16 protein-coding genes and 1 pseudogene are annotated in these 18,200 nt (G+C 71.2%); 7 read left to right on the forward strand and 10 right to left on the reverse strand.

Annotated elements, in window-relative coordinates:
* Positions 1-94: 94 nt before the first annotated feature.
* On the reverse strand, positions 95-1,384 hold the full coding sequence (locus ACZ6NZ_RS03610) for an adenylosuccinate synthase (protein WP_366606086.1): 1,290 nt from the start codon (positions 1,382-1,384) through the stop codon (positions 95-97).
* 124 nt (positions 1,385-1,508) lie between these two features.
* Here ACZ6NZ_RS03610 and ACZ6NZ_RS03615 point away from each other — a divergent pair, with 124 nt between their 5' ends.
* Together ACZ6NZ_RS03615 and ACZ6NZ_RS03620 are read left to right on the forward strand one after the other, a co-directional pair.
* Positions 1,509-2,732, forward strand: coding sequence for a diacylglycerol kinase family protein (locus ACZ6NZ_RS03615; RefSeq protein ID WP_465855409.1), 1,224 nt, complete (start codon positions 1,509-1,511; stop codon positions 2,730-2,732).
* Between the two features lie 1,706 nt (positions 2,733-4,438).
* Positions 4,439-5,401 (forward strand): annotated as a pseudogene (locus ACZ6NZ_RS03620) (MinD/ParA family ATP-binding protein); the annotation flags it as partial.
* 46 nt (positions 5,402-5,447) lie between these two features.
* Here the strand turns inward: ACZ6NZ_RS03620 and ACZ6NZ_RS03625 are convergent.
* Entirely contained in the window at positions 5,448-5,876 is a 429-nt protein-coding gene (locus tag ACZ6NZ_RS03625) for a DUF3151 domain-containing protein (RefSeq protein WP_366606090.1), read from the reverse strand.
* Between the two features lie 249 nt (positions 5,877-6,125).
* On the opposite strand from ACZ6NZ_RS03625, the gene ACZ6NZ_RS03630 reads away from it, so the two are divergent.
* Complete coding sequence (locus tag ACZ6NZ_RS03630; protein WP_465855410.1) at positions 6,126-7,319, forward strand: LOG family protein; 1,194 nt, start codon at positions 6,126-6,128, stop codon at positions 7,317-7,319.
* Between the two features lie 51 nt (positions 7,320-7,370).
* Here the strand turns inward: ACZ6NZ_RS03630 and fbaA are convergent, their stop codons facing one another.
* A complete protein-coding gene (gene fbaA / locus ACZ6NZ_RS03635; protein ID WP_366606094.1) occupies positions 7,371-8,396 on the reverse strand; it encodes a class II fructose-bisphosphate aldolase in 1,026 nt (341 codons plus the stop codon).
* A 135-nt stretch (positions 8,397-8,531) separates the two neighbouring features.
* Positions 8,532-8,915, reverse strand: a complete 384-nt coding sequence (locus tag ACZ6NZ_RS03640) for a phage holin family protein (RefSeq protein WP_238677616.1) — start codon at positions 8,913-8,915, stop codon at positions 8,532-8,534.
* Between the two features lie 124 nt (positions 8,916-9,039).
* On the opposite strand from ACZ6NZ_RS03640, the gene ACZ6NZ_RS03645 reads away from it, so the two are divergent.
* From ACZ6NZ_RS03645 to ACZ6NZ_RS03660, 4 genes are all read left to right on the forward strand, one after another.
* Positions 9,040-9,252, forward strand: coding sequence for a hypothetical protein (locus ACZ6NZ_RS03645; RefSeq protein ID WP_465855411.1), 213 nt, complete (start codon positions 9,040-9,042; stop codon positions 9,250-9,252).
* A gap of 146 nt (positions 9,253-9,398) precedes the next feature.
* The gene (locus ACZ6NZ_RS03650; protein WP_465855412.1) at positions 9,399-10,970 is read left to right on the forward strand and encodes an LPXTG cell wall anchor domain-containing protein; all 1,572 of its coding nucleotides are present in this window, start codon (positions 9,399-9,401) and stop codon (positions 10,968-10,970) included.
* A 257-nt stretch (positions 10,971-11,227) separates the two neighbouring features.
* The gene (locus ACZ6NZ_RS03655; RefSeq protein ID WP_465855413.1) at positions 11,228-12,832 is read left to right on the forward strand and encodes an LPXTG cell wall anchor domain-containing protein; all 1,605 of its coding nucleotides are present in this window, start codon (positions 11,228-11,230) and stop codon (positions 12,830-12,832) included.
* 157 nt (positions 12,833-12,989) lie between these two features.
* On the forward strand, positions 12,990-13,811 hold the full coding sequence (locus ACZ6NZ_RS03660; protein WP_465855414.1) for a DedA family protein: 822 nt from the start codon (positions 12,990-12,992) through the stop codon (positions 13,809-13,811).
* Between the two features lie 166 nt (positions 13,812-13,977).
* Here ACZ6NZ_RS03660 and ACZ6NZ_RS03665 read toward each other — a convergent pair whose 3' ends face one another.
* The 6 genes from ACZ6NZ_RS03665 to ACZ6NZ_RS03690 form a co-directional block, all read right to left on the reverse strand.
* Positions 13,978-14,355: an ArsR/SmtB family transcription factor gene (locus tag ACZ6NZ_RS03665; protein ID WP_030332125.1), complete on the reverse strand. Its 378-nt coding sequence runs from the start codon at positions 14,353-14,355 to the stop codon at positions 13,978-13,980.
* 57 nt (positions 14,356-14,412) lie between these two features.
* Positions 14,413-14,952 carry an orotate phosphoribosyltransferase gene (gene pyrE / locus ACZ6NZ_RS03670; RefSeq protein ID WP_112586136.1) on the reverse strand — a complete coding sequence of 180 codons (540 nt, stop codon included), beginning with the start codon at positions 14,950-14,952 and terminating at the stop codon, positions 14,413-14,415.
* 169 nt (positions 14,953-15,121) lie between these two features.
* On the reverse strand, positions 15,122-15,931 hold the full coding sequence (locus ACZ6NZ_RS03675) for an SDR family NAD(P)-dependent oxidoreductase (protein WP_366606105.1): 810 nt from the start codon (positions 15,929-15,931) through the stop codon (positions 15,122-15,124).
* A gap of 10 nt (positions 15,932-15,941) precedes the next feature.
* A complete protein-coding gene (locus ACZ6NZ_RS03680; protein ID WP_465855416.1) occupies positions 15,942-16,598 on the reverse strand; it encodes a hypothetical protein in 657 nt (218 codons plus the stop codon).
* Between the two features lie 72 nt (positions 16,599-16,670).
* Positions 16,671-17,438: a hypothetical protein gene (locus ACZ6NZ_RS03685; RefSeq protein WP_465855418.1), complete on the reverse strand. Its 768-nt coding sequence runs from the start codon at positions 17,436-17,438 to the stop codon at positions 16,671-16,673.
* Between the two features lie 101 nt (positions 17,439-17,539).
* Positions 17,540-18,121: a DUF4178 domain-containing protein gene (locus ACZ6NZ_RS03690; protein WP_366606111.1), complete on the reverse strand. Its 582-nt coding sequence runs from the start codon at positions 18,119-18,121 to the stop codon at positions 17,540-17,542.
* Positions 18,122-18,200: the final 79 nt, after the last annotated feature.

Genomic DNA, 18,200 nt, shown 5'->3' on the forward strand with positions numbered 1-18,200 from the left:
AGAGGTTTGCGTCAAATCAAGTCCGAATCTTGACGCAAACCTCTTGATCAACCGGGAAAGCCGGGAGGGGCGGGGGAGGGTGGGGTGGGGCCGGTTAGGGGAGGAGGGGGTGGAGGACTACGTTTTCTTCTCGGCCTGGGCCCACCCCGACGACGCTCACCTTGGTGTTGCAGAGTTCTTCGACCCTCGCGATGTAGCGGCGGGCGTTCTCCGGGAGGTCGTCGATCGTGCGGGCCTTGGTGATGTCCTCCCACCAGCCGTCGAGTTCCTCAAAGACGGGCTTTGCGTGGTGGAAGTCCGTCTGGCTCATCGGCATGTCGTCGACCCGGACGCCGTTGATCTCGTAACCGACGCAGATCGGCACCTTGGGCAGGCCGGTGAGCACGTCCAGCTTGGTGATGACCAGGTCGGTGACGCCGTTGAGGCGGCAGGCGTACCGGGCGACGACCGCGTCGAACCAACCGCACCGGCGCTCGCGCCCGGTGGTGGTGCCGTACTCAGCGCCGATCTTGCGCAGGTGGTCGCCGTTGGCGTCGAACAGCTCGGTCGGGAACGGCCCGGCACCCACCCGGGTGGTGTACGCCTTGCTCACCGCGATGACCTTGTTGATCGCGGTCGGCGGGATGCCCGCGCCCACGCAGGCGCCGCCGGCCGTCGGATTGGACGAGGTCACGAAGGGGTAGGTGCCGTGATCCATGTCGAGCATGGTGGCCTGGGCGCCTTCCAGCAGCACCGTCTCGCCCCGGTCCAGAGCGTCCCAGAGCATCGCCCGGGTCTCCGCGATGTACGGCTTGAGCCGCTCCGCGTACGCCAGGTACTCCTCGACGGTCGCGTCGACGTCGATCGCCTTGCGGTTGTAGACCTTGAACAGGATCTGGTTCTTCTCGCGCAGCGCGAGTTCCAGCTTCTTGCGCAGGATGCCCGGGTCGAGCAGGTCCTGGAGGCGGATGCCGATCCGGGCGACCTTGTCGCCGTACGCCGGGCCGATGCCGCGCCCGGTGGTGCCGATCCGGGACGAGCCGAGGTAGCGCTCGATGACCCGGTCCAGCGCCCGGTGGTGCGGCATAATCAGGTGAGCGTCACCGGAGATCCGCAGGCGGGACACGTCGACGCCGCGCTCCGCCAGGCCGTCGATCTCGGCGAGCAGCACCTTGGGGTCGACCACCACACCGTTGCCGATGACGATCATCGCGTTCGGTGAGAGCGCGCCGGACGGCATCAGGTGCAGCGCGTACTTCTGGCCGTCCGGGGTGATCACCGTGTGCCCGGCGTTGTTGCCGCCGGAGTAGCGCACGACGTAGTCGACCCGCTCACCCAGCAGGTCGGTAACCTTGCCCTTGCCCTCGTCGCCCCACTGAGCACCGATGAGCACGATCGCTGGCATCTTTTCCGCCTCCAGAAGGCTCGGGTGCCAGGTGGCGACCGCTCGGCGAGCCCGGGGTGTCAGGTTAACAAGTAGTGACGGCGTGGCCGGCAGGGGTCGCGTCGAGAGGCAGGAGGCTCCTTCCGTGTACGACGTGGTGCTGCTCACCCTTGGTGCGGAGCGGGACGCTCCCGGGGGCTGTGGCAGCGGCGGGGCCTGCTGCGGCGGCGCGACCGGGGCCGACACCGGCCCGACGAGCCAGGCCGACACCGGCCAGGCCGACACCGGCCAGGCCAACACCGACCAGGTCAGCAGCGATCAAACCGCCAGCGGCCAGACCGCCAGCGATCAGGCTGGCAACGGCCGGACCGGCTCCGGCCAGGCGCACACCGATCAGACCACCAGCGATCAGGCCGGCAGCGGCCGGACCGACTCCGGCCACGCGCACACCGATCAGGCCGGCAACGGCCAGACCGACTCCGGGCAGTGCGCGACAGATCGGCCACGGGTGCCGGTGCTGGCGTGCGCCGACGCGCTGAACGCCCGGGGTGCCCGGGTGGAGACGGTCACCGCCCGCTCCGACGCCGAGATCGACGCGGTGCTGGCCCGGTTCGACGGCCCGGCCCGCCCGGACGGCCTCACCTGGCCGGACCAGGACAGCAAGACCCGGCTGGTCATCGCCACGGCCAGCGACGGGCAGTTGCGCGCCGTGCTGCGCCGGCTGGTCAAGCGGTACGCCCCGGCGCCGAGCAAGCGCCCGGCGGACCTGCCCGGCAACCGGACACTGCCCGACCTGCCTCCGGTGGCCGTACTCCCGCTAGATCCGGCGCGTGGCGGCACCCACCGGGACCTGGCCGCGCAGCTCGGGCTGCCTCGTGACCCGGCGGCGGTGGCCGCCGCGGTGCTGGATGGCACACCGCGCCGGTTGGACCTGCTCCGCAACGACGGTGGCTCGGTGACGCTGGACGGCGCGCTCCTCGGCGCAGCCGACGACGCCGGCCGTCCGCTGCACTGGCGCGCCCGGGTGGAGGTCGACGACACCATCCTCACCGACGGTGCGGAGCCGCTGCTGGCCTGCGCGGTGGGAAACGCCGGCGGGTACGCGGCGCTCAACGACGTGACGCTGCTGACCGCGCCGGACCCGGCCGACGGCCAGGTCGAGGTCGCGGTGGCCGTTCCGGTGGTCGTCCGCGCGGCGTGGGGGCGCAAGCGGGTACGCCTCGAAGTTCGGCGGGCCCGTGGGCGGGCGGTGTCGGTGCTGCCCAGGGAGGGCCGGGTGCCCTATCTCGACGATGGTGTCGAGGGTGAGCTGACCCGTAAGCGTTCCTGGTGGGTCGAGCCGGGCGCCTGGGCGGTCTGGTCGATCTGACCTCGGCCGCGACCGGCCGACCTGCCTGCGCCGATCGGCCCTGTTGGGCGATTGGGCCTATCCTCGCAGGAGGACTGGGGAGGGCCGTAATGGACGAGAACGCCGACCGGGCGCAGGTGCCCGGCCAGCAGCCGGTGCCGGAGCGGGACGTCGAACCACTCTGGCCGCCGGATCCGGGCGACCGGGGCGCGGTGCCGCCCTGGGCTGCGGTCGCCGAGCAGCGGGGTGGGCCGTCGCCGGTCACACATCCGGTCACGCCACCGGTGGCCGCGCCGCCGATCGGGCGACCGCCGGTTCCCGGCCAGCCCGGCGCTGCGGCCCAGTCGCCGCCGTCACCGTCGGACTACCCGTCGCTCAGCGGCGCTGTCCCGGCGCCGGGGGGGTGGGGGGCCAGCGGCCCGTCCGGTGTCGGGTCGGGTTGGGCGCCGGCACAGCCGAGCTGGCCGCCCCCGACCGACCCGGCCGCTGCATCACCACCGGCAGACCCAGCCGCTGCGTCACCGCCGGCGACCGCCGCCTGGGCGACGCCGCCGTCGACTGGCCCCGGGGACAACGGCGGGCCAGCCAGCCCGGGAAGCAACGGCGGGCCAGCCAGCCCTGGGGGCAACGGCGGGCTGGCCGGCCCCGGCATCCCGGCTGCCGGCGCGGCACCGAGTACCGCCTCCGCACCGCGCGACGGCCGTCCCGCCGCGAGCGACGCGGGCAGCGGGACGACCGACGCGGCGCAGGTAATGCCCGGCGACGCGGCACAGGTGATGCCCGGCGAGCGGGGCGGCCCGGCCGCCGCGCCGATCACCCCGGGCGGCGTCGACCTGAACCTGCCGTTCACCCTGGACCACCCGACCGCCGCCGACCGCCCCGCCGCGTCGGCACCCGCCGACCGCCCCACCACGGCCGCAGCCACCGACTCGCCCATTCCGGCGGCCACCGCGTCCGCCGCCAACCCGAACGCCACCGACACCCCGCGTGCCGCCACCAGCCCAACGGCCGGCGGCGCCGCGCCGGCAGACCCCTCGGCCGCAGCCGTCGCGGCGGCCCGGTCGGCACCACAAACTGGTGTGCCCGCGCCGCAGACTGGCGGCCCGACACCACAGACTGGTGTGCCCGCGCCGCAGACTGGCAGCCCGACACCACAGACTGGCGGCCCGACACCACAGACTGGTGTGCCCGCGCCGCAGACTGGCAGCCCGACACCACAGGCTGGCGGGACCGCACCGCAGCTCGGCCAGCCGGCGCAACAGCCCGGCGCGGCCGGTGCGGACGGGGCCCCCGACGGTCCGGCGCGGCCGATCGCCGAGTCGCCGTGGGCGTACCCGCCGCAACGCCCGTCCGGAACGCCCGCGCCCGCTCCCGACGGGGCCGGCGCGACACCTCCGATTCCGCCTCCACCTCCGGTCGTTCCGCACGCCGGTCCCGCGCAGGCACATCCCGGGCAGCCGTTCATCCCCGGCCAGGTCGGCCCGGCGCAGATTCCGCCGCCGCCCGACGTGACGCAGTTCAGCAACCCACCGCATGGCCTTGCCGCGCCGCAGCACGCTCCTGGGCAGGCCGGGCCGCCGACCCCACCGCCCGGGCCGTTCCCGCCCTCGCCGGGCTGGCACCCACCGCCCTGGCAGCAGGGCTCGCCCGCCGGCACGCCCGGCCAGCCGTACCAGGAGGCCGACGGGGTGACCCGGGTGCCGGCCCCCGCGTACCCGGACGCGAGCGCGTACCCGGACGCGAGCTGGACACCGGACACCACAGCCGCACCGACCGCCGAGGACTTCGCCCGACGCCGCCAGGTTCGACCCGCCGATCCGGTGGCGACCATGGGGGTACGCGCGGTGGTCAACAAGATGGGCCTGCTCCGGCTCTCGCCGGGGCGGCACGAGCAGGAGCTCAAGCGGGACATCGAGATGGTGCGCCGCAACTTCGGTGGCCTGCGGCAGGTGACCGTGGTCAACCCGAAGGGCGGCGCCGGTAAGACGGTGGCCATCCTGCTGCTGGCGATGACGTTCGGTCAGAAGCGCGGCGGCTACGTGCTGGCCTGGGACAACAACGAGACCCAGGGCACGCTCGGGATGCGCGCCCAACAGGACTTCCACTCCCGCACGGTGCGGGACATGCTGCGTGACCTCGGGCAGTTCCAGGGTGCGCACGGGCGGGTCGGGGACCTGTCGCAGTACGTCCGCTCGCAGGGCGAGGGAATGTTCGACGTCCTGGCCTCGGACGAGTCGGCCACCGGCGGCGAGATGTTGACGGCTGCCGCGTTCGCCGAGATCCGAGAGGTGGTCAGCCGGTTCTATAAGTTGATCTTCGTGGACACCGGGAACAACGTCCGGGCGCAGAACTGGCAGGCGTCGATGGACGCCACCGACCAGTTGGTGGTCACCATGTCGGCCCGTAACGACTCCGCCGAGACCGCGGCCCGGATGCTCGACCACCTGGAGCAGAGCGGCCGGCAACGGCTGGTCCGTCAGGCCGTGACGGTGGTGTCGATGCCACCGTCCCGCAAGGAGATCGACCTGCCGGCCATCCAGGAGCACTTCGCGGCCCGCACCCGGGCGGTGCTGCTGGCCCCGTACGAGCGGCTCATCGACAGCGGCGAGCCGATCCGGTACGGCGGGCTCTCCTCGGCCACCCGGGACGCCTGGCTGAAGATCGCCGCCGCGGTCGCCGAAGGGCTGTGACCCGCCGACGGCCGGCCCGATCTCGGGCCGGCCGTCGGGGCAGGGGTCAGTTGCTCGCCAGCGCGTCCGCCGCTTCCGGGTCGCAGTCGCGCAGGAACTGGGCACAGCGGGCCGCTTCGTCGGCCTCGCCGATCTCGTCGGCGGCACGGGACAGCACGTAGAGGCAGCGGAGGAAGCCCCGGTTGGGCTCGTGTGACCACGGCACCGGGCCGTGCCCCTTCCAACCACTGCGGCGCAGCTGGTCGAGGCCCCGGTGGTAACCGGTGCGGGCGTACGCGTACGCCGTCACCACCTGGCCCTGGGCGAACGCCCGCGCCGCGAGCTCCGCCCAGGCCGCGCTGTAGGTCGGGAAGCCGGCCGCCACGTTGGCGTACGCCTCGTCGGTGCCGGCCTCGTCGGCGGCGGCCAGGGCGGCGTCGGCCTCGGCGTTCGCGGGCAGGCGGGTGGCCGGTGGCTCTGGCAAAAGGTTCTGCATCGCCCCATTCAACCCGCTGGACAGGGCGACACGCGAGCGGGTCGGCCGACGTGTCCCGCTGAACGGCTGAGGAGTTGGTCACGCCTGCGGCCTATGCCGCTGCCTGGTGTTTTCCACTACAACTAATGGTCCGGAGCCTCCCCAGGAACCGGTAACGCAGGAGCCCGGTGGCCACGACCATCGGGCTCCTGTCGGTTCCACCCCCGGCCCGAGGTTTGACCGGCCCCGGAGGAGGGGCAGGATGGCCCGGTGCCGACCCCACCTCCCGCAGACGTCATCGAGCCGCACCTGCATGCCGGTGAGATCCAGACCCGTTCCGAGTTCGACCAGCAGCTGGCCACCGGTCGGCTGGCCGGGCTGACCGTGCAGGGCCTGCGGCTCGACCTCGCGCCGGTGCCCGACCTGACCGGCGTCGACGTCGCCGGCACCCTCTTCGTCGGTTGCCGGTTCGCGTCCCGGGACGTGGGCGCCGACCTGGTCCGGCGCGGCGCGAACGTGGTGCCGCCGTTCTCCGGGTTGCCGTACCCGACCCAGCCGACGCACCTCTACACCCCGGACGACCTGGCCGCCGGGTTCGCCGAGGGCGGGTTCACCGGGATGTACGACACCCGGGTGTACGACCACTACCGGGCGCACGGCGGCGCGTTGCCGGACGTCAAGGAGGCGCTGGGTCAACGGCTGCACGATCACGGCGTGGACAACGCGCTGACCGACGCCACCCGGGTCTGGCTGAGCGCGTACGGGCCGCAGTCGGTGGTGGGCATCATGGGCGGGCACGCGGTGCGGCGCGGCAGTCCCGCGTACCGGATGGCGGCCGTGCTGGGTTGGGAGCTGGCGCGGGCCGACCGGCTGGTGGTGACCGGCGGCGGCCCGGGTGTGATGGAGGCCGCGAACCTCGGCGCCTACCTGGCGGACCGGCCGGCGACCGATGTGACGGCCGCGATCGATGTGCTGGCCACCGCCCCCGACTTCACCGACCACCACCGGTACACGGCCACGGCGCTGACGGTCCGGCAGCGGTACGCGGGCGTGCCCCGGCAACGTGGCGACGAGCTGGGCTGGGCGCGTGCGGGTGGTCTGGCCATTCCGACCTGGCTGTACGGGCACGAGCCGGCGAACCTGTTCGCCGGGCGGATCGCGAAGTACTTCTCGAACGCGATCCGGGAGGACACCATCCTGCGCCTCGCCCGGGGCGGCATCGTCTTCGCGCCGGGGCGGGCGGGCACGGTGCAGGAGGTGTTCCAGGCGGCCACCAAGACCTACTACGGCACCGATGGCGCCAGCGGGGCGTACATCTTCCTGGACCGCGCCTACTGGACCGTGGAGTTACCGGTGGAGGCGTTGTTGCGTCCGCTGCTGGCGGCGTCGCCGTTCGGTGACCTGTCGTCGACGATCCACCTCACCGACGACGTCCGCGAGGCCGTACGCCTGCTCACGACGTGACGACGACGGCCGACTCCCCGTGCGGGGAGCCGGCCGTCGGGTGGGACGTCGTTACTTGGTCATCGTGGTGCCGGTGGAGCGGAGGTGCTCGCAGGCCTCGACGACCCGGGCGGCCAGGCCGGCCTCGGCGGCCTTGCCCCAGGCGCGCGGATCGTACTGCTTTTTGTTGCCGACCTCGCCGTCGATCTTCAGCACGCCGTCGTAGTTGCGGAGCATGTGGTCCACGACGGGGCGGGTGAAGGCGTACTGGGTGTCGGTGTCGATGTTCATCTTCACCACGCCGTAGTCGAGCGCCTCACGGATCTCGCTGAGCAGGGAGCCCGAGCCGCCGTGGAAGACCAGGCTGAGCGGCTTGTCCTTGCCGTACTTCGCGCCCACCGCCTCCTGGATCTGGTTGAGGATCTCGGGGCGGAGCTTGACGTTGCCCGGCTTGTAGACGCCGTGCACGTTGCCGAAGGTCAGCGCCGCCATGTAGCGGCCCTTCTCGCCGAGGCCGAGCGCCTCGACCATGGCCAGGCCGTCATCGGTGGTGGTGTAGAGCTTGTCGTTGATGGCGTTCTCGACGCCGTCCTCCTCGCCACCGACGACACCGACCTCGATCTCAAGGACGATCTTGGCCTTGGCGGCCTCGTCGAGCAGCTGCGCGGCGATCTCGAGGTTCTCCGCGACCGGCACTGCCGAGCCGTCCCACATGTGCGACTGGTACAGCGGCTCCTCGCCGCGCTTCACCCGCTCCTGCGAGATGCCCATCAGCGGACGCACGAACCCGTCCAGCTTGTCCTTCGGGCAGTGGTCGGTGTGCAGCGCGATGTTCACCGAGTACTTCTTGGCGACCTCGTGCGCGTACGCGGCGAACGCCACCGCGCCGGTGACCATGTCCTTGATCGAGGGGCCGGAGAGGTATTCGGCGCCACCGGTGGAGACCTGGATGATGCCGTCGCTCTCCGCGTCGGCGAAGCCCTTGAGCGCCGCGTTCAGCGTCTGGGAGGAGGTCACGTTGATCGCGGGGTACGCGAACCGGCCAGCCTTGGCGCGGTCCAGCATCTCCGCGTAAGCCTCGGGGGAAGCGATGGGCATGTGATGTGCTCCTTACTTACCACTCTCGGCCGTGCTGGCCGCTGTTCTTCATTTGTGCGCCGGACCGCGCTGTCCTCCACCCGGAAGTATCCCGTAGGTGAGGTGCGCCGGAACAACCGACCCGGCGCTGGTCGTTCACCGGCGGTCCAGGTTGTCCGGCACGATGACGCTGATCAACCAGGTCACCACTGTCATCACGATGGCTCCCCAGAACGCCGGCCAGAATCCGTCCACCTGGAACGGCAGGTCGAGCCCGCTGGCGATCCGGTCGGTGAGCAGGAACAGCAACGCGTTGACCACCAGCGCGAACAGGCCCAGGGTCAGCAGGTAGAACACACAACCGACGACCCGGATCACCGGCTTGAGCACCGCGTTGATGACGCCGAAGATCAGAGCCACCACGATCAGGGTGAGGACGGTGTTGCCACCCGAGCGACCGTGCACGTCGACGCCGGGCACGATCAGCGTGGTGATCCACAACGCGACCGCGGTGATCGCCAGTCTGATGAGGAAGCCCACCACACCATCCTGGCATCGGGGCGCGTCGCCGAGGGCTGATTCCGTCTACTCGGCTTCCGGGCGGTGCGCCGGCCCAGCCCGTACGGTGGGTGGGAACCGTGCCCCGACACCCCCGGGAGGGACGATGGGTCAGCCCGACGAGGACTTCAGCCCCGGCGACCACCTCACGCCCGACGAACGCGACCCCGAGGCGGACCCGGCCGACGCGGTCGAGCAGGCCACGGTCGCCGGCCCGGCCGACGTCGACAGTGAGCCGCACCGTGGCCTGGAGGTCGACGACTGGGACGCGATGGAACAGGCCCGGGTAGTCACCGGGGACGAGGACGACTACCGCTGATGCCGTCGCGGGGTCGGCTGCCCGTTGCGACAGGGCTGCTCAGCCGTTCGGGTCATTAGACAAATGTCGATCCGAAGGGGTTACCGGAGGGGTCCGGGCGTCCCTACGTTGGACGAGCGCCACCTGTACCCCCACGGGAGGACCCCATGCTCAAGCACTCGCTCCGCTGGCTGACCGGGCTCGTCGCCGCAGGCGCGTTGATCGCCGCCTCCGCAAGCCCCGCCGTCGCCGCGCCGACGATCAAGCCCTACTTTCAGGACGCCACGCTGGCCATCGGCGCGGCGGCACCCATCCGCGGCCTGTTGCTGCATGCCGACGAGCCGACGGTCCTCACCGACGTCTCCGTGCGGTACGACTACCGGTCCCTGGCCAGGAAGATCACTGTGACTCCTGCCGACGGCCAGGAGTGCACAGCGCCGGAGCCGGGCGTTCTCGTCTGCACGGAGCCCTCCGATGTCGTCCTGTCCGAGATGCCGCCGCTCGGCAGCGGGATCTACCGCAACGGGGCCAAGCGGGTGAACCTCGGCCTCACCGAGGATGCGCAGCTCGGCGACTCCGGCGACGTCGCGGTCAGCTTCCAGGCAGCCGGGGGCCAACGCGGCAGCTACACCTCCCGGGTCCGGGTCGGCGAGGGGGTCGACCTGGCCGGCGGACCGCACACCAGCCTCTCCGCCAGGCCGGGTGGGAAGTTCACCGTGCCGCTGGTCGTGGCCAACGCCGGCGACCGGACCGTCACCGGATTCGTCGCGGTCTTCGACCTCCCCTACTCGATCCGAACCAAGGACCGCTTCAGCAACTGCCGCTACTCCGACGACCACCTGGTCTCCTGCCACTTCGACGAGGAGATCCCGGTGGGCACCGGCCTGGCCACCACGCTGAACCTCGAACTCGGCAAGGACACCGCCGCGCCGACCAACCAGACCGGCTACGCCCAGTTCATGACCACTGCCGACTTCGAGGACCTGACCCGGGTGCGGACGGCCGCCGGCGCACGAGCGGCCACCCTCGGCAGCGGCCCGAAGCTGACTCTGGCCGAGGCACCCAGCAGGGCGCGGCAGGCCGACCAGACCGATGTCGGCCCGGGTTACGACTACACCGGGTGGACCGTCGAGGCCACCGGCAGGAACGGCACCGACCTCGCGGCCGTCGGCGCCACGATCAAGGGCACGGCTGGCACCGTCGTCACAGCGACCGTCGGCTTCCGGAACAACGGCCCGGCGACGCTCGACAGAACGAACGAAGACTTCGAGGCCGCCACCCACACCGACGTCGAACTGCCGCCGGGCACCACCGCCGTCGGGGTCCCCGGCAACTGCTGGTTGCGGCAGGACACCACCCGCACGTACCTGTGCGCCTCCGAGATGCTCCTGGTGGCCGGGCAGACCTACACCGTGAAGTTCCGGCTGCGTATCGACAAGGTCATCTCCAACGCCCGGGGCGCGGTGCGGGTCAACGCGCCGTGCGAGTGCCCCGCCGGCGGCGGTTTCCAGGACGACACCAGACCCGCGAACGACAGGGCCACCATCGTGGTCAACGCGGCCCAGGGTGGCGGCGGCCACGGGGACGGGGACGGCGACGGCGGCGGGGGTGGCGGGGGTTCGCTGCCGATCACCGGCACCCCCACCACTGTGATCGCCGGCATCGGCACTCTGCTGCTCGTCACCGGCGCCGGCTGCTACCTGCTCGCCCGACGCCACGGCAGCCGCTCCGCCGCCTGACCCGCCCCGACCCGACCGACGCCCCGCCGGCCCGTACCGGCTGCGGGGCGTCGTCGTGACGTCCCCGTACGTCACTGCACCTCCCGGAGGGCTCCTGCCTCACTTGACGGAAGCGGACCGACCGAACATTGCGGTGACTCTGATCAACCTTTTGGTTCGTCTTGCTCGGCGGGTGGCTTTGCGGGCTGCAGTGAGCCTTAGCAATTCCTTAAGATCCGCAGGCTCCACCTGATCCCCCAACTGGAGGAACCCCCCTCATGCTCACCCACTCCACCCGGCGTTGGCTCGCCGGACTGGGCGTAGCAGGCGCGTTCGTCGCCGCCGCCGCCAGCCCGGCCGTCGCCGCCCCGGAGGCGCCCATCGAACTGGGCGTCTACTTCAGCGACACCACGATTGCTGCGGGGTCCGAAGGCAAGATCGACTCCCCCCTCCTGTTCGCCTCCGAGCCGGTGGTGGTCGAGGGCCTCACTGTCACCTACGACTACCGGGATTTGAGCGGTGTCGTCCAGGTCAAGCCCGAATCGTCGAGCTTCGACTGCAAGTCGCCGGAGGCCGGCGTTCTGGTCTGCACCGACCCCTTCGAGATCGGTCTCGAGGAGTGGGCCTTCGGCGGCCTCTTCGAGGTGGCCCTGACGCCGGCCGCGAAGGCTGCCGACGGCGACACCGGCAACCTCAAGGTCACGGTCAGCGCCGAGGGTCTCGCTCCGGCCAGCCACACCGCCAAGCTGCGGATCGGCGAGGGCGTCGACCTGGCCGCCCCGGGCGAGGAGACCGAAATCTCGTCGGCTCCCGGAGGCACGTTCAGCGCTCCGCTGACGCTCAGCAACGCTGGCAAGACCGCCGCCAAGGGAGCGGTCGCGGTCTTCGACCTCGATTACGCGATCCGCCCCGACAAGCAGTACAGCAACTGCACCTACGAGGACGGGCACCTGCGGACCTGCGCCTTCGACGAGGTCACCGCCGCCGGCAAGGCCCGCTCCGTTTCGCTGTCCTACGTGCTCGGCAAGGACACCTACGCGCCGGGCAGCGAGTACGGCTACTACAACTGGATGACGATCGCCGAGTTCGAGGACTTCAACGCCTACCTCCAGGCCGGCGGCATCTCGGTCGGTAAGCCCGGCAACGGTCCGGTCCTGAGCCTTCCGGAGGTCCCGTCCAAGATGGGGGCGCGCGGCTTCCAGGCTGACACCGACCCGATGAACAACTGGTCCGGCATGAGCGTCAAGGTCACCGGCAAGAACGGCACGGACCTGGTGGCGGTCGGCGGCCAGCTGACCGGCAAGGCCGGCGACGTGGTCACTGCCTCCGTCGGAGTCCGCAACGACGGCCCGGCCGCGCTGGACTTCGGCCGCTCGGGCAGCCCGGTTACCAAGATCGACATCGCCGTTCCGGCGGGCACCACCGCGGTCGAGGTTCCCGAGTTCTGCGCGCCGCTCAACGGCGACGAGCAGGACTGGGAGAACGCCGGCAAGCCGGGCGCGAAGCTCTACCGCTGCTACCCGGACATCTTCATCGGTGTCGGCGAGGAGCAACTGGTCGACATCGGCCTGCGGATCGACAAGGTGATCGAGAACGCGGCGGGCACCGTCACCATCAACGCCAAGTGCGAGTGCGAGGGCTTCACCGAGGACCTGAAGCCGGCCAACGACGTCGCCAAGATCCTGGTCAACGTGGCCGGCGGCACGGGCGGCGGTGGCGACGGCAACGGTGACGGTGACGGTGACGGTGACGGTGACGGCGGCTCGCTGCCGATCACCGGTCAGTCCACCGGGCTGATCGCCGGCCTCGGCGCGCTGCTGCTCGCCGCGGGCGTCGGCGGCTACCTGGTGGCCAAGCGCCGCCGGACCCGCTTCGTCGCCTGATCCACCCGCACCACCGGTGCCCCGTCGACCGCCACGGTCGGCGGGGCACCGTCGTTGGGCCCCGCGACGGCGGGGCACGGTCGTGGGACCCGGCGGCGCGGGCGGGTGGTGACGGGCCGGTCCGGCGCGGCCGGGACCCTGGGCTTCGGTACCCTTTGTGGCCGTGGACACAGCTGAGAAGACCCGCGCTCTCGTGGAGAGCGTCGCCCTGAACCCGCTCGATCCCAAGGATCTGCTGCAGACCTTCGGGCTGATCGGCGTGTGGGTGATCCTCTTCGCCGAGACCGGCCTGCTGGTGGGCTTCTTCTTCCCAGGTGACTCGCTGCTGTTCCTCGCCGGGGTGGCCTCGTCACCGGTGGCGGACGCGATCTTCGGTGACGGCACCCGCCTCTCCCTCGCCGGCCTGCTGATCGGTGGGCCGATCTGCGCGATCGTCGGGGCGCAGTTGGGGCACTGGCTCGGCGCGCGGTACGGCCGGCCGATGTTCGAGCGGCCGAACTCCCGGCTCTTCAAGAAGGAGTACGTGGAGAAGGCCGAGTACTACTTCGAGAAGTTCGGCCCGGCGAAGGCCGTCGTGCTGGCGCGTTTCATTCCGATCGTCCGGACGTTCCTCAACCCGGTTGCGGGCGCGCTCGGCATGCCGGCCAAGAAGTTCCTGCTCTGGAACATCGTCGGCGCGGTGCTCTGGGTGGACGGCATCCTGCTGATCGGCTACCTGCTGGCCGAGCAGATCTACCAGGCCATCGGCGACAAGATCGACCACTACATCCTGCCGGTGGTGGCTCTGATCATTCTGATCTCGGTACTGCCGATCTTCTTCGAGTTCCTCCGCGACCGCCGGGCCCGTAAGCGCGGCGAGGCGGTCGCGGTGGTCGCGGCGGCCAGCGCCGCGGGCGCTGTGGAGGCGGCCCGCGAGGCGTTCGACCACGACCGGCACCAGGATCGCCGTCAGCGCCCGGAGCACGGTCAGGACCATTGAGCGGTACGACGACGGCCGGCCCCCTGGTGCGGGGGTCGGCCGTCGGCATGTCGAACCCGGCCTCCGGTGGTGCGACCGGGGCCGAGCAGGTGTCAACCACCGGTGGCGCCACCCCTGGCTCGCCACCGGACGCCGCCCCGGCTCGGGACGGCGTGGGGTGCCTACGTCAGCGGGCCTTCTTGGTGGCCCGCTTACGCGGCGGGGTCAGCAGGTCGGCGATCGTCGCGATCGCACTCGGGACCAGGCTGTAGTACGCCCAGACACCGCGCTTCTCCCGCTGCAACAAGCCAGCCTCGGTGAGGATGCGCAGGTGGTGACTGACCGTCGGCTGAGAGAGGCCGAGCGGCGCGGTCAGGTCACAGACGCACGCCTCGCCCTCGGGGGCCGACTGGATCAGGCTGAGCAGCCGCAACCGAGCAGGATCAGCAAGGGCCTTGAGGACCCCGGCCAGACGCTCGGCATCGGCACGTTCGATCGGCTCGCCGTTTAGCGGCGAGATCTGAGGCATAGTCATTTCGGCCAACGCAGTTCCCACGTATTCCATCCTTCCACCAGCAGCATCGATCCGCCTGCATATCAGCAGATCCGAATCGGCAGACTTTTACGCCACAAGGCCGAGGTCAGCCAACGTATAGGCCGCCCGGTACGGCAATCCGGCGGCTCGCACCGCGTCGCCGGCGCCTCGATCAACAATAACCACCACGCCTACGACTTCCGCCCCGGCCTCGCGAAGCGCCTCGACAGCCGTCAAAACACTTCCGCCCGTCGTGGATGTGTCCTCCACCGCCAACACACGGCGGCCAGCCACCTCCGGTCCCTCGATCCGCCGCTGAAGACCGTGAGCCTTGCCCGCCTTGCGCACCACAAAGGCGTCCAGGGCCCGGCCGGTCGGAGCGGCGGCGTGCAGCATCGAGAGCGCGACAGGATCCGCGCCCAGGGTGAGGCCCCCAACGGCGTCGAACTCCCAGTCGGCGGTGAGGTCGAGCAACACCCGGCCGACCAGAGGAGCGGCCCGGTGATGGAGCGTGACGCGCCGCAGATCCACGTACCAGTCTGCCTCGCGCCCGGACGAGAGCACGACCCGGCCGTGGACCACGGCCAGGTCGGTAATGAATTTACGCAGGTCGTCGTGGTCCCCCATGGCGATAGAGGTTACTGCGCAACTCTGAACGCCGTGTGTGGGGTCCACCCTGATCAGCCCAGAGAGGAACCGATGAGTGGCGATGTTCGACTACGCTCAGCAACTGGCCCGACAGCGGCGTGCCAACGCCGTTCCACCGTTCGCTCGGGGTCGGCGGGCCGGTCGGGGCTCAGCGCTCGTCGCGACCGATCCGGCCGCGGGTGTCTCGCGCGACCGCCTGGAGCAGCCGCCGCGGCGCGTGTCGCATACCTGCGACGACCACCTTGTACTTCCACGCCGGGATGCTGACCATCTTGCCTTTGCGCAGGTCACGCAGGGCTTCGTCCACTACGTCCTCGGCCCGCAGCCACAGCCACTCCGGCGTCTTGGACATGTTGATGCCGGCCCGCTGGTGGAATTCGGTGCGGGTGTAGCCGGGGCAGAGGGCCATCACCTGAACGCCGAACGGCCGCGCCGACTGGCCGACGGACTCACTGAAGTTGGTGACCCACGCCTTGCTGGCGGAGTACGTCGATCCGGGCATGGCCGTACCAAACCCGGCGACCGAAGAGACATTTATCACTGCCCCATTTCGCCGTTCGGTCATCGGTCGGAGCGCCGCCAGGGTCAACCGCATGACCGCGTGGACGTTGAGTCGCAACAGTCGCGCCTCGTCCTCCGCCGTGGAGCGCAGGAACGGTTTGTTCAGGCTGATCCCCGCATTGTTGACCAGCAGATGCACCGGGCTGCCGTCGGCGAGCCGCTGCTCCACGGTGGCGCAGCCGTCGTCGGTGGACAGATCCGCGGAGATCGTCTCCACCTCGCGTCCGGACGTGGCACCCAGCTCAGCGGCCAGCTCGGCCAGCCGGGCCGCGTCGCGAGCGACGAGCACCAGGTGCCAGCCATCGGCGGCCAGTCGTCGCGTGAACGCCGCGCCGATGCCGGCGGTGGCCCCGGTGATCAGGGCTCGGCGCTCGGCAGTCGTGGGGTCGAGCGTCACGGAGCGGTCCTCACCTGGGCGGGTACGGGGGCGTGTGCGGCGCCGACGGGGGCTGGTGCGGGGCGGGCGGGAACAGGGGCGGTGCGGTTGGCGCCGTCGGGCGGTGGCGGCCGAACCAGTTGTTCGCCGCCGGCAGCGCCAGCAGCGTAGCTACTACAAGGTAACCGAGTGCCTGGGCGACGGAAAGCCCGGCGTTGAGCGGGATCCACCAGGACGGGTACGCGTCGCCGACCAGACCCAGCAACTCGGCGAGGGACCGGTCGCCGGAGCCCATTCGCAGCGGCGCGGCCCGTTCGCCGACAACCACCACCACGCTGCAACAGGCGGCCAGCAGACCGAGCCCGCTGACCACCCAGGTCGCCACCCGGACGCCGTTGCGACCGGCCAGCAGACCGAGGGCCAGGCCGGCCAGCAGCAGCGCGGACAACGCCGCCACCACCGCCGACAGCACCGCGGACGCACGGAGCAGAGCCACCACGCCGTCGACCTGCTCCGGGCTCGCCGAGGTGTCGCGGGCGGCGGACCGGAACCCGTCGACCGTCCCACCGAGCACCACCAGGGAGACCACCGCGTACGCCAGCGCGGCGACCGCCATCACCAACAGCACGGTCGCGGCCGTCAGGGCGGCGGCGGGCCGGCGGGCCGGTGCCGATTCCGGGTACGACACGACGAATCCCTCCGGTAGGCGTCGGGTTGCAACCTACTCGGAGGGATCGTCGGCGTCGTGCTTATCGAACCGTCAGTTGCTCGGCGGCGGGGTTGACCCGGGCCGATCCGTGGGCGGCGTGTCGTCCGGCCGGTCCGCTGCCGGTGGCGGCGGGTAGCTCGGCTCCCCACTCGACGGATAACCCGGCTCACCGGATGCCTGCGGGTAACCGGGCTGACCCGGCGCCTGCGGGTGGCCCGGGTAGCTGGCGCCCGGGGTGGGCGGTTCCCAGCCCGCTGTGGGCTTGCGGAAGAACGGGTTCGCCTTCGGCAGCGCCAGCAGGACCAGCGCCGTGATCAGCGCGATCAGGCCGAGCACACCGAGCAGGAGGCTGACCGGGGTGACCCAGGAGGGCAGTGCCTCGTCCAGCCGGCGCTGGATCTCCTCCGGGCTCGGCGCGTCGCCGTTGGTCCCGCCACCGGTGGTGAAACTGCCGGCCGCGTTGCTGAGCAGACCGCCACCCAGGCAGCAGACCATGATGCCGCCGACGATCCAGGTGGTGATCCGGGCGCCGTTGCGGCCCTGGTTGTTGAACAGGGCCAGCACGCCCAGCACCACCGCGAGCAGCAGCAGGACGATGCTCCCACCGATGCCGACGACGGCGAAGACGTCGGCCACCTGGTCACCGTCGGTGGCGCTGCCCTCGTACGCCGCGCGGAGCGCGTCCCGCGTCTTGCCGAAGGTGCTGAGCGAGATGATCAGACTGACCACCTGGAGCGCCAGGAACAAGAAGAGCAGGTAACTGGAAATCGACACAATGGATGGCCGCTGACGGGCCGGCGTGCTCTGGGAATCGACCACGATTCTCCTTCCCTAAGATCGCGCCCACACCGTATCGACAACCGGCCAGTTCGGCATGCCGTGACGAGCCCGGCGCGTCCGCCTGGCCGGCCTCGACGGCCTCAGACCCGGGGCGGGAGGATCGTCAGGTCGGCGGGGTCGAGAAGGTCACCGCGGGCCACCCGCCAACCCTCTTCGCCGTACGCCTCGAAGGAGAGCCGTGCGGTGCCACCGGACTGGTAGTCGTGGTAGCGCATCGTTCCGGTCGACGGCAGCTCGGTCTCGCCGGTCGCGGTGTAACGCGCCTGCCCGGTCTCGGCCCAGGTGAAGCGCCGCCTGCCGAGTTCGATGGTCGGGGCCCCCGGGGTGACGGTGGCGCCCGGTTCCGGGGTCCAGAAGACCAACTCCAGTTCGGGGCCGTCCTCCACGGAGAGCCGGTGGCGGGTGCCGGAGTCGTCGTCGAGGAGGTGTTGCACCCAACTCCAGTCGCCTTCGACCAGGCGGATCGTGGCGCTCACCGCGTACTCCCGCTCGCGGATCCGCACGCTGTCACCCGGAGCCAGCCGGCGCAGCGGGCCGCCGCGCGGCGGCTCCGCCGATTTGTGGACGGGCCGGCCCGTCGGCCGCCGGCGGGCCCGCACGACGACCACGACCACCGCGAGTACGGCAACAGCCGCCACCAGGCACGTCACCAGCGCGTCCACGCGACCACCTCCCCAGGTACGTCGGCGCAGACGGTAACAACCGTCGGCACCCGGAAGGCCCGTGCTGTGGCCGACAGCT

This window comes from Micromonospora sp. NPDC047756, assembly GCF_055587245.1.

Excerpts from the sequence above, each read along its gene's own strand:
- ACZ6NZ_RS03655 (WP_465855413.1), top strand. The coding sequence starts at position 11,228 with ATGCTCACCCACTCCACCCGGCGTTGGCTCGCCGGACTGGGCGTAGCA.
- pyrE (WP_112586136.1), bottom strand. The coding sequence starts at position 14,952 with ATGGGGGACCACGACGACCTGCGTAAATTCATTACCGACCTGGCCGTG.
- fbaA (WP_366606094.1), bottom strand. The coding sequence starts at position 8,396 with ATGCCCATCGCTTCCCCCGAGGCTTACGCGGAGATGCTGGACCGCGCC.
- ACZ6NZ_RS03625 (WP_366606090.1), bottom strand. The coding sequence starts at position 5,876 with ATGCAGAACCTTTTGCCAGAGCCACCGGCCACCCGCCTGCCCGCGAAC.
- ACZ6NZ_RS03665 (WP_030332125.1), bottom strand. The coding sequence starts at position 14,355 with ATGGAATACGTGGGAACTGCGTTGGCCGAAATGACTATGCCTCAGATC.
- ACZ6NZ_RS03645 (WP_465855411.1), top strand. The coding sequence starts at position 9,040 with ATGGGTCAGCCCGACGAGGACTTCAGCCCCGGCGACCACCTCACGCCC.
- ACZ6NZ_RS03610 (WP_366606086.1), bottom strand. The coding sequence starts at position 1,384 with ATGCCAGCGATCGTGCTCATCGGTGCTCAGTGGGGCGACGAGGGCAAG.
- ACZ6NZ_RS03650 (WP_465855412.1), top strand. The coding sequence starts at position 9,399 with ATGCTCAAGCACTCGCTCCGCTGGCTGACCGGGCTCGTCGCCGCAGGC.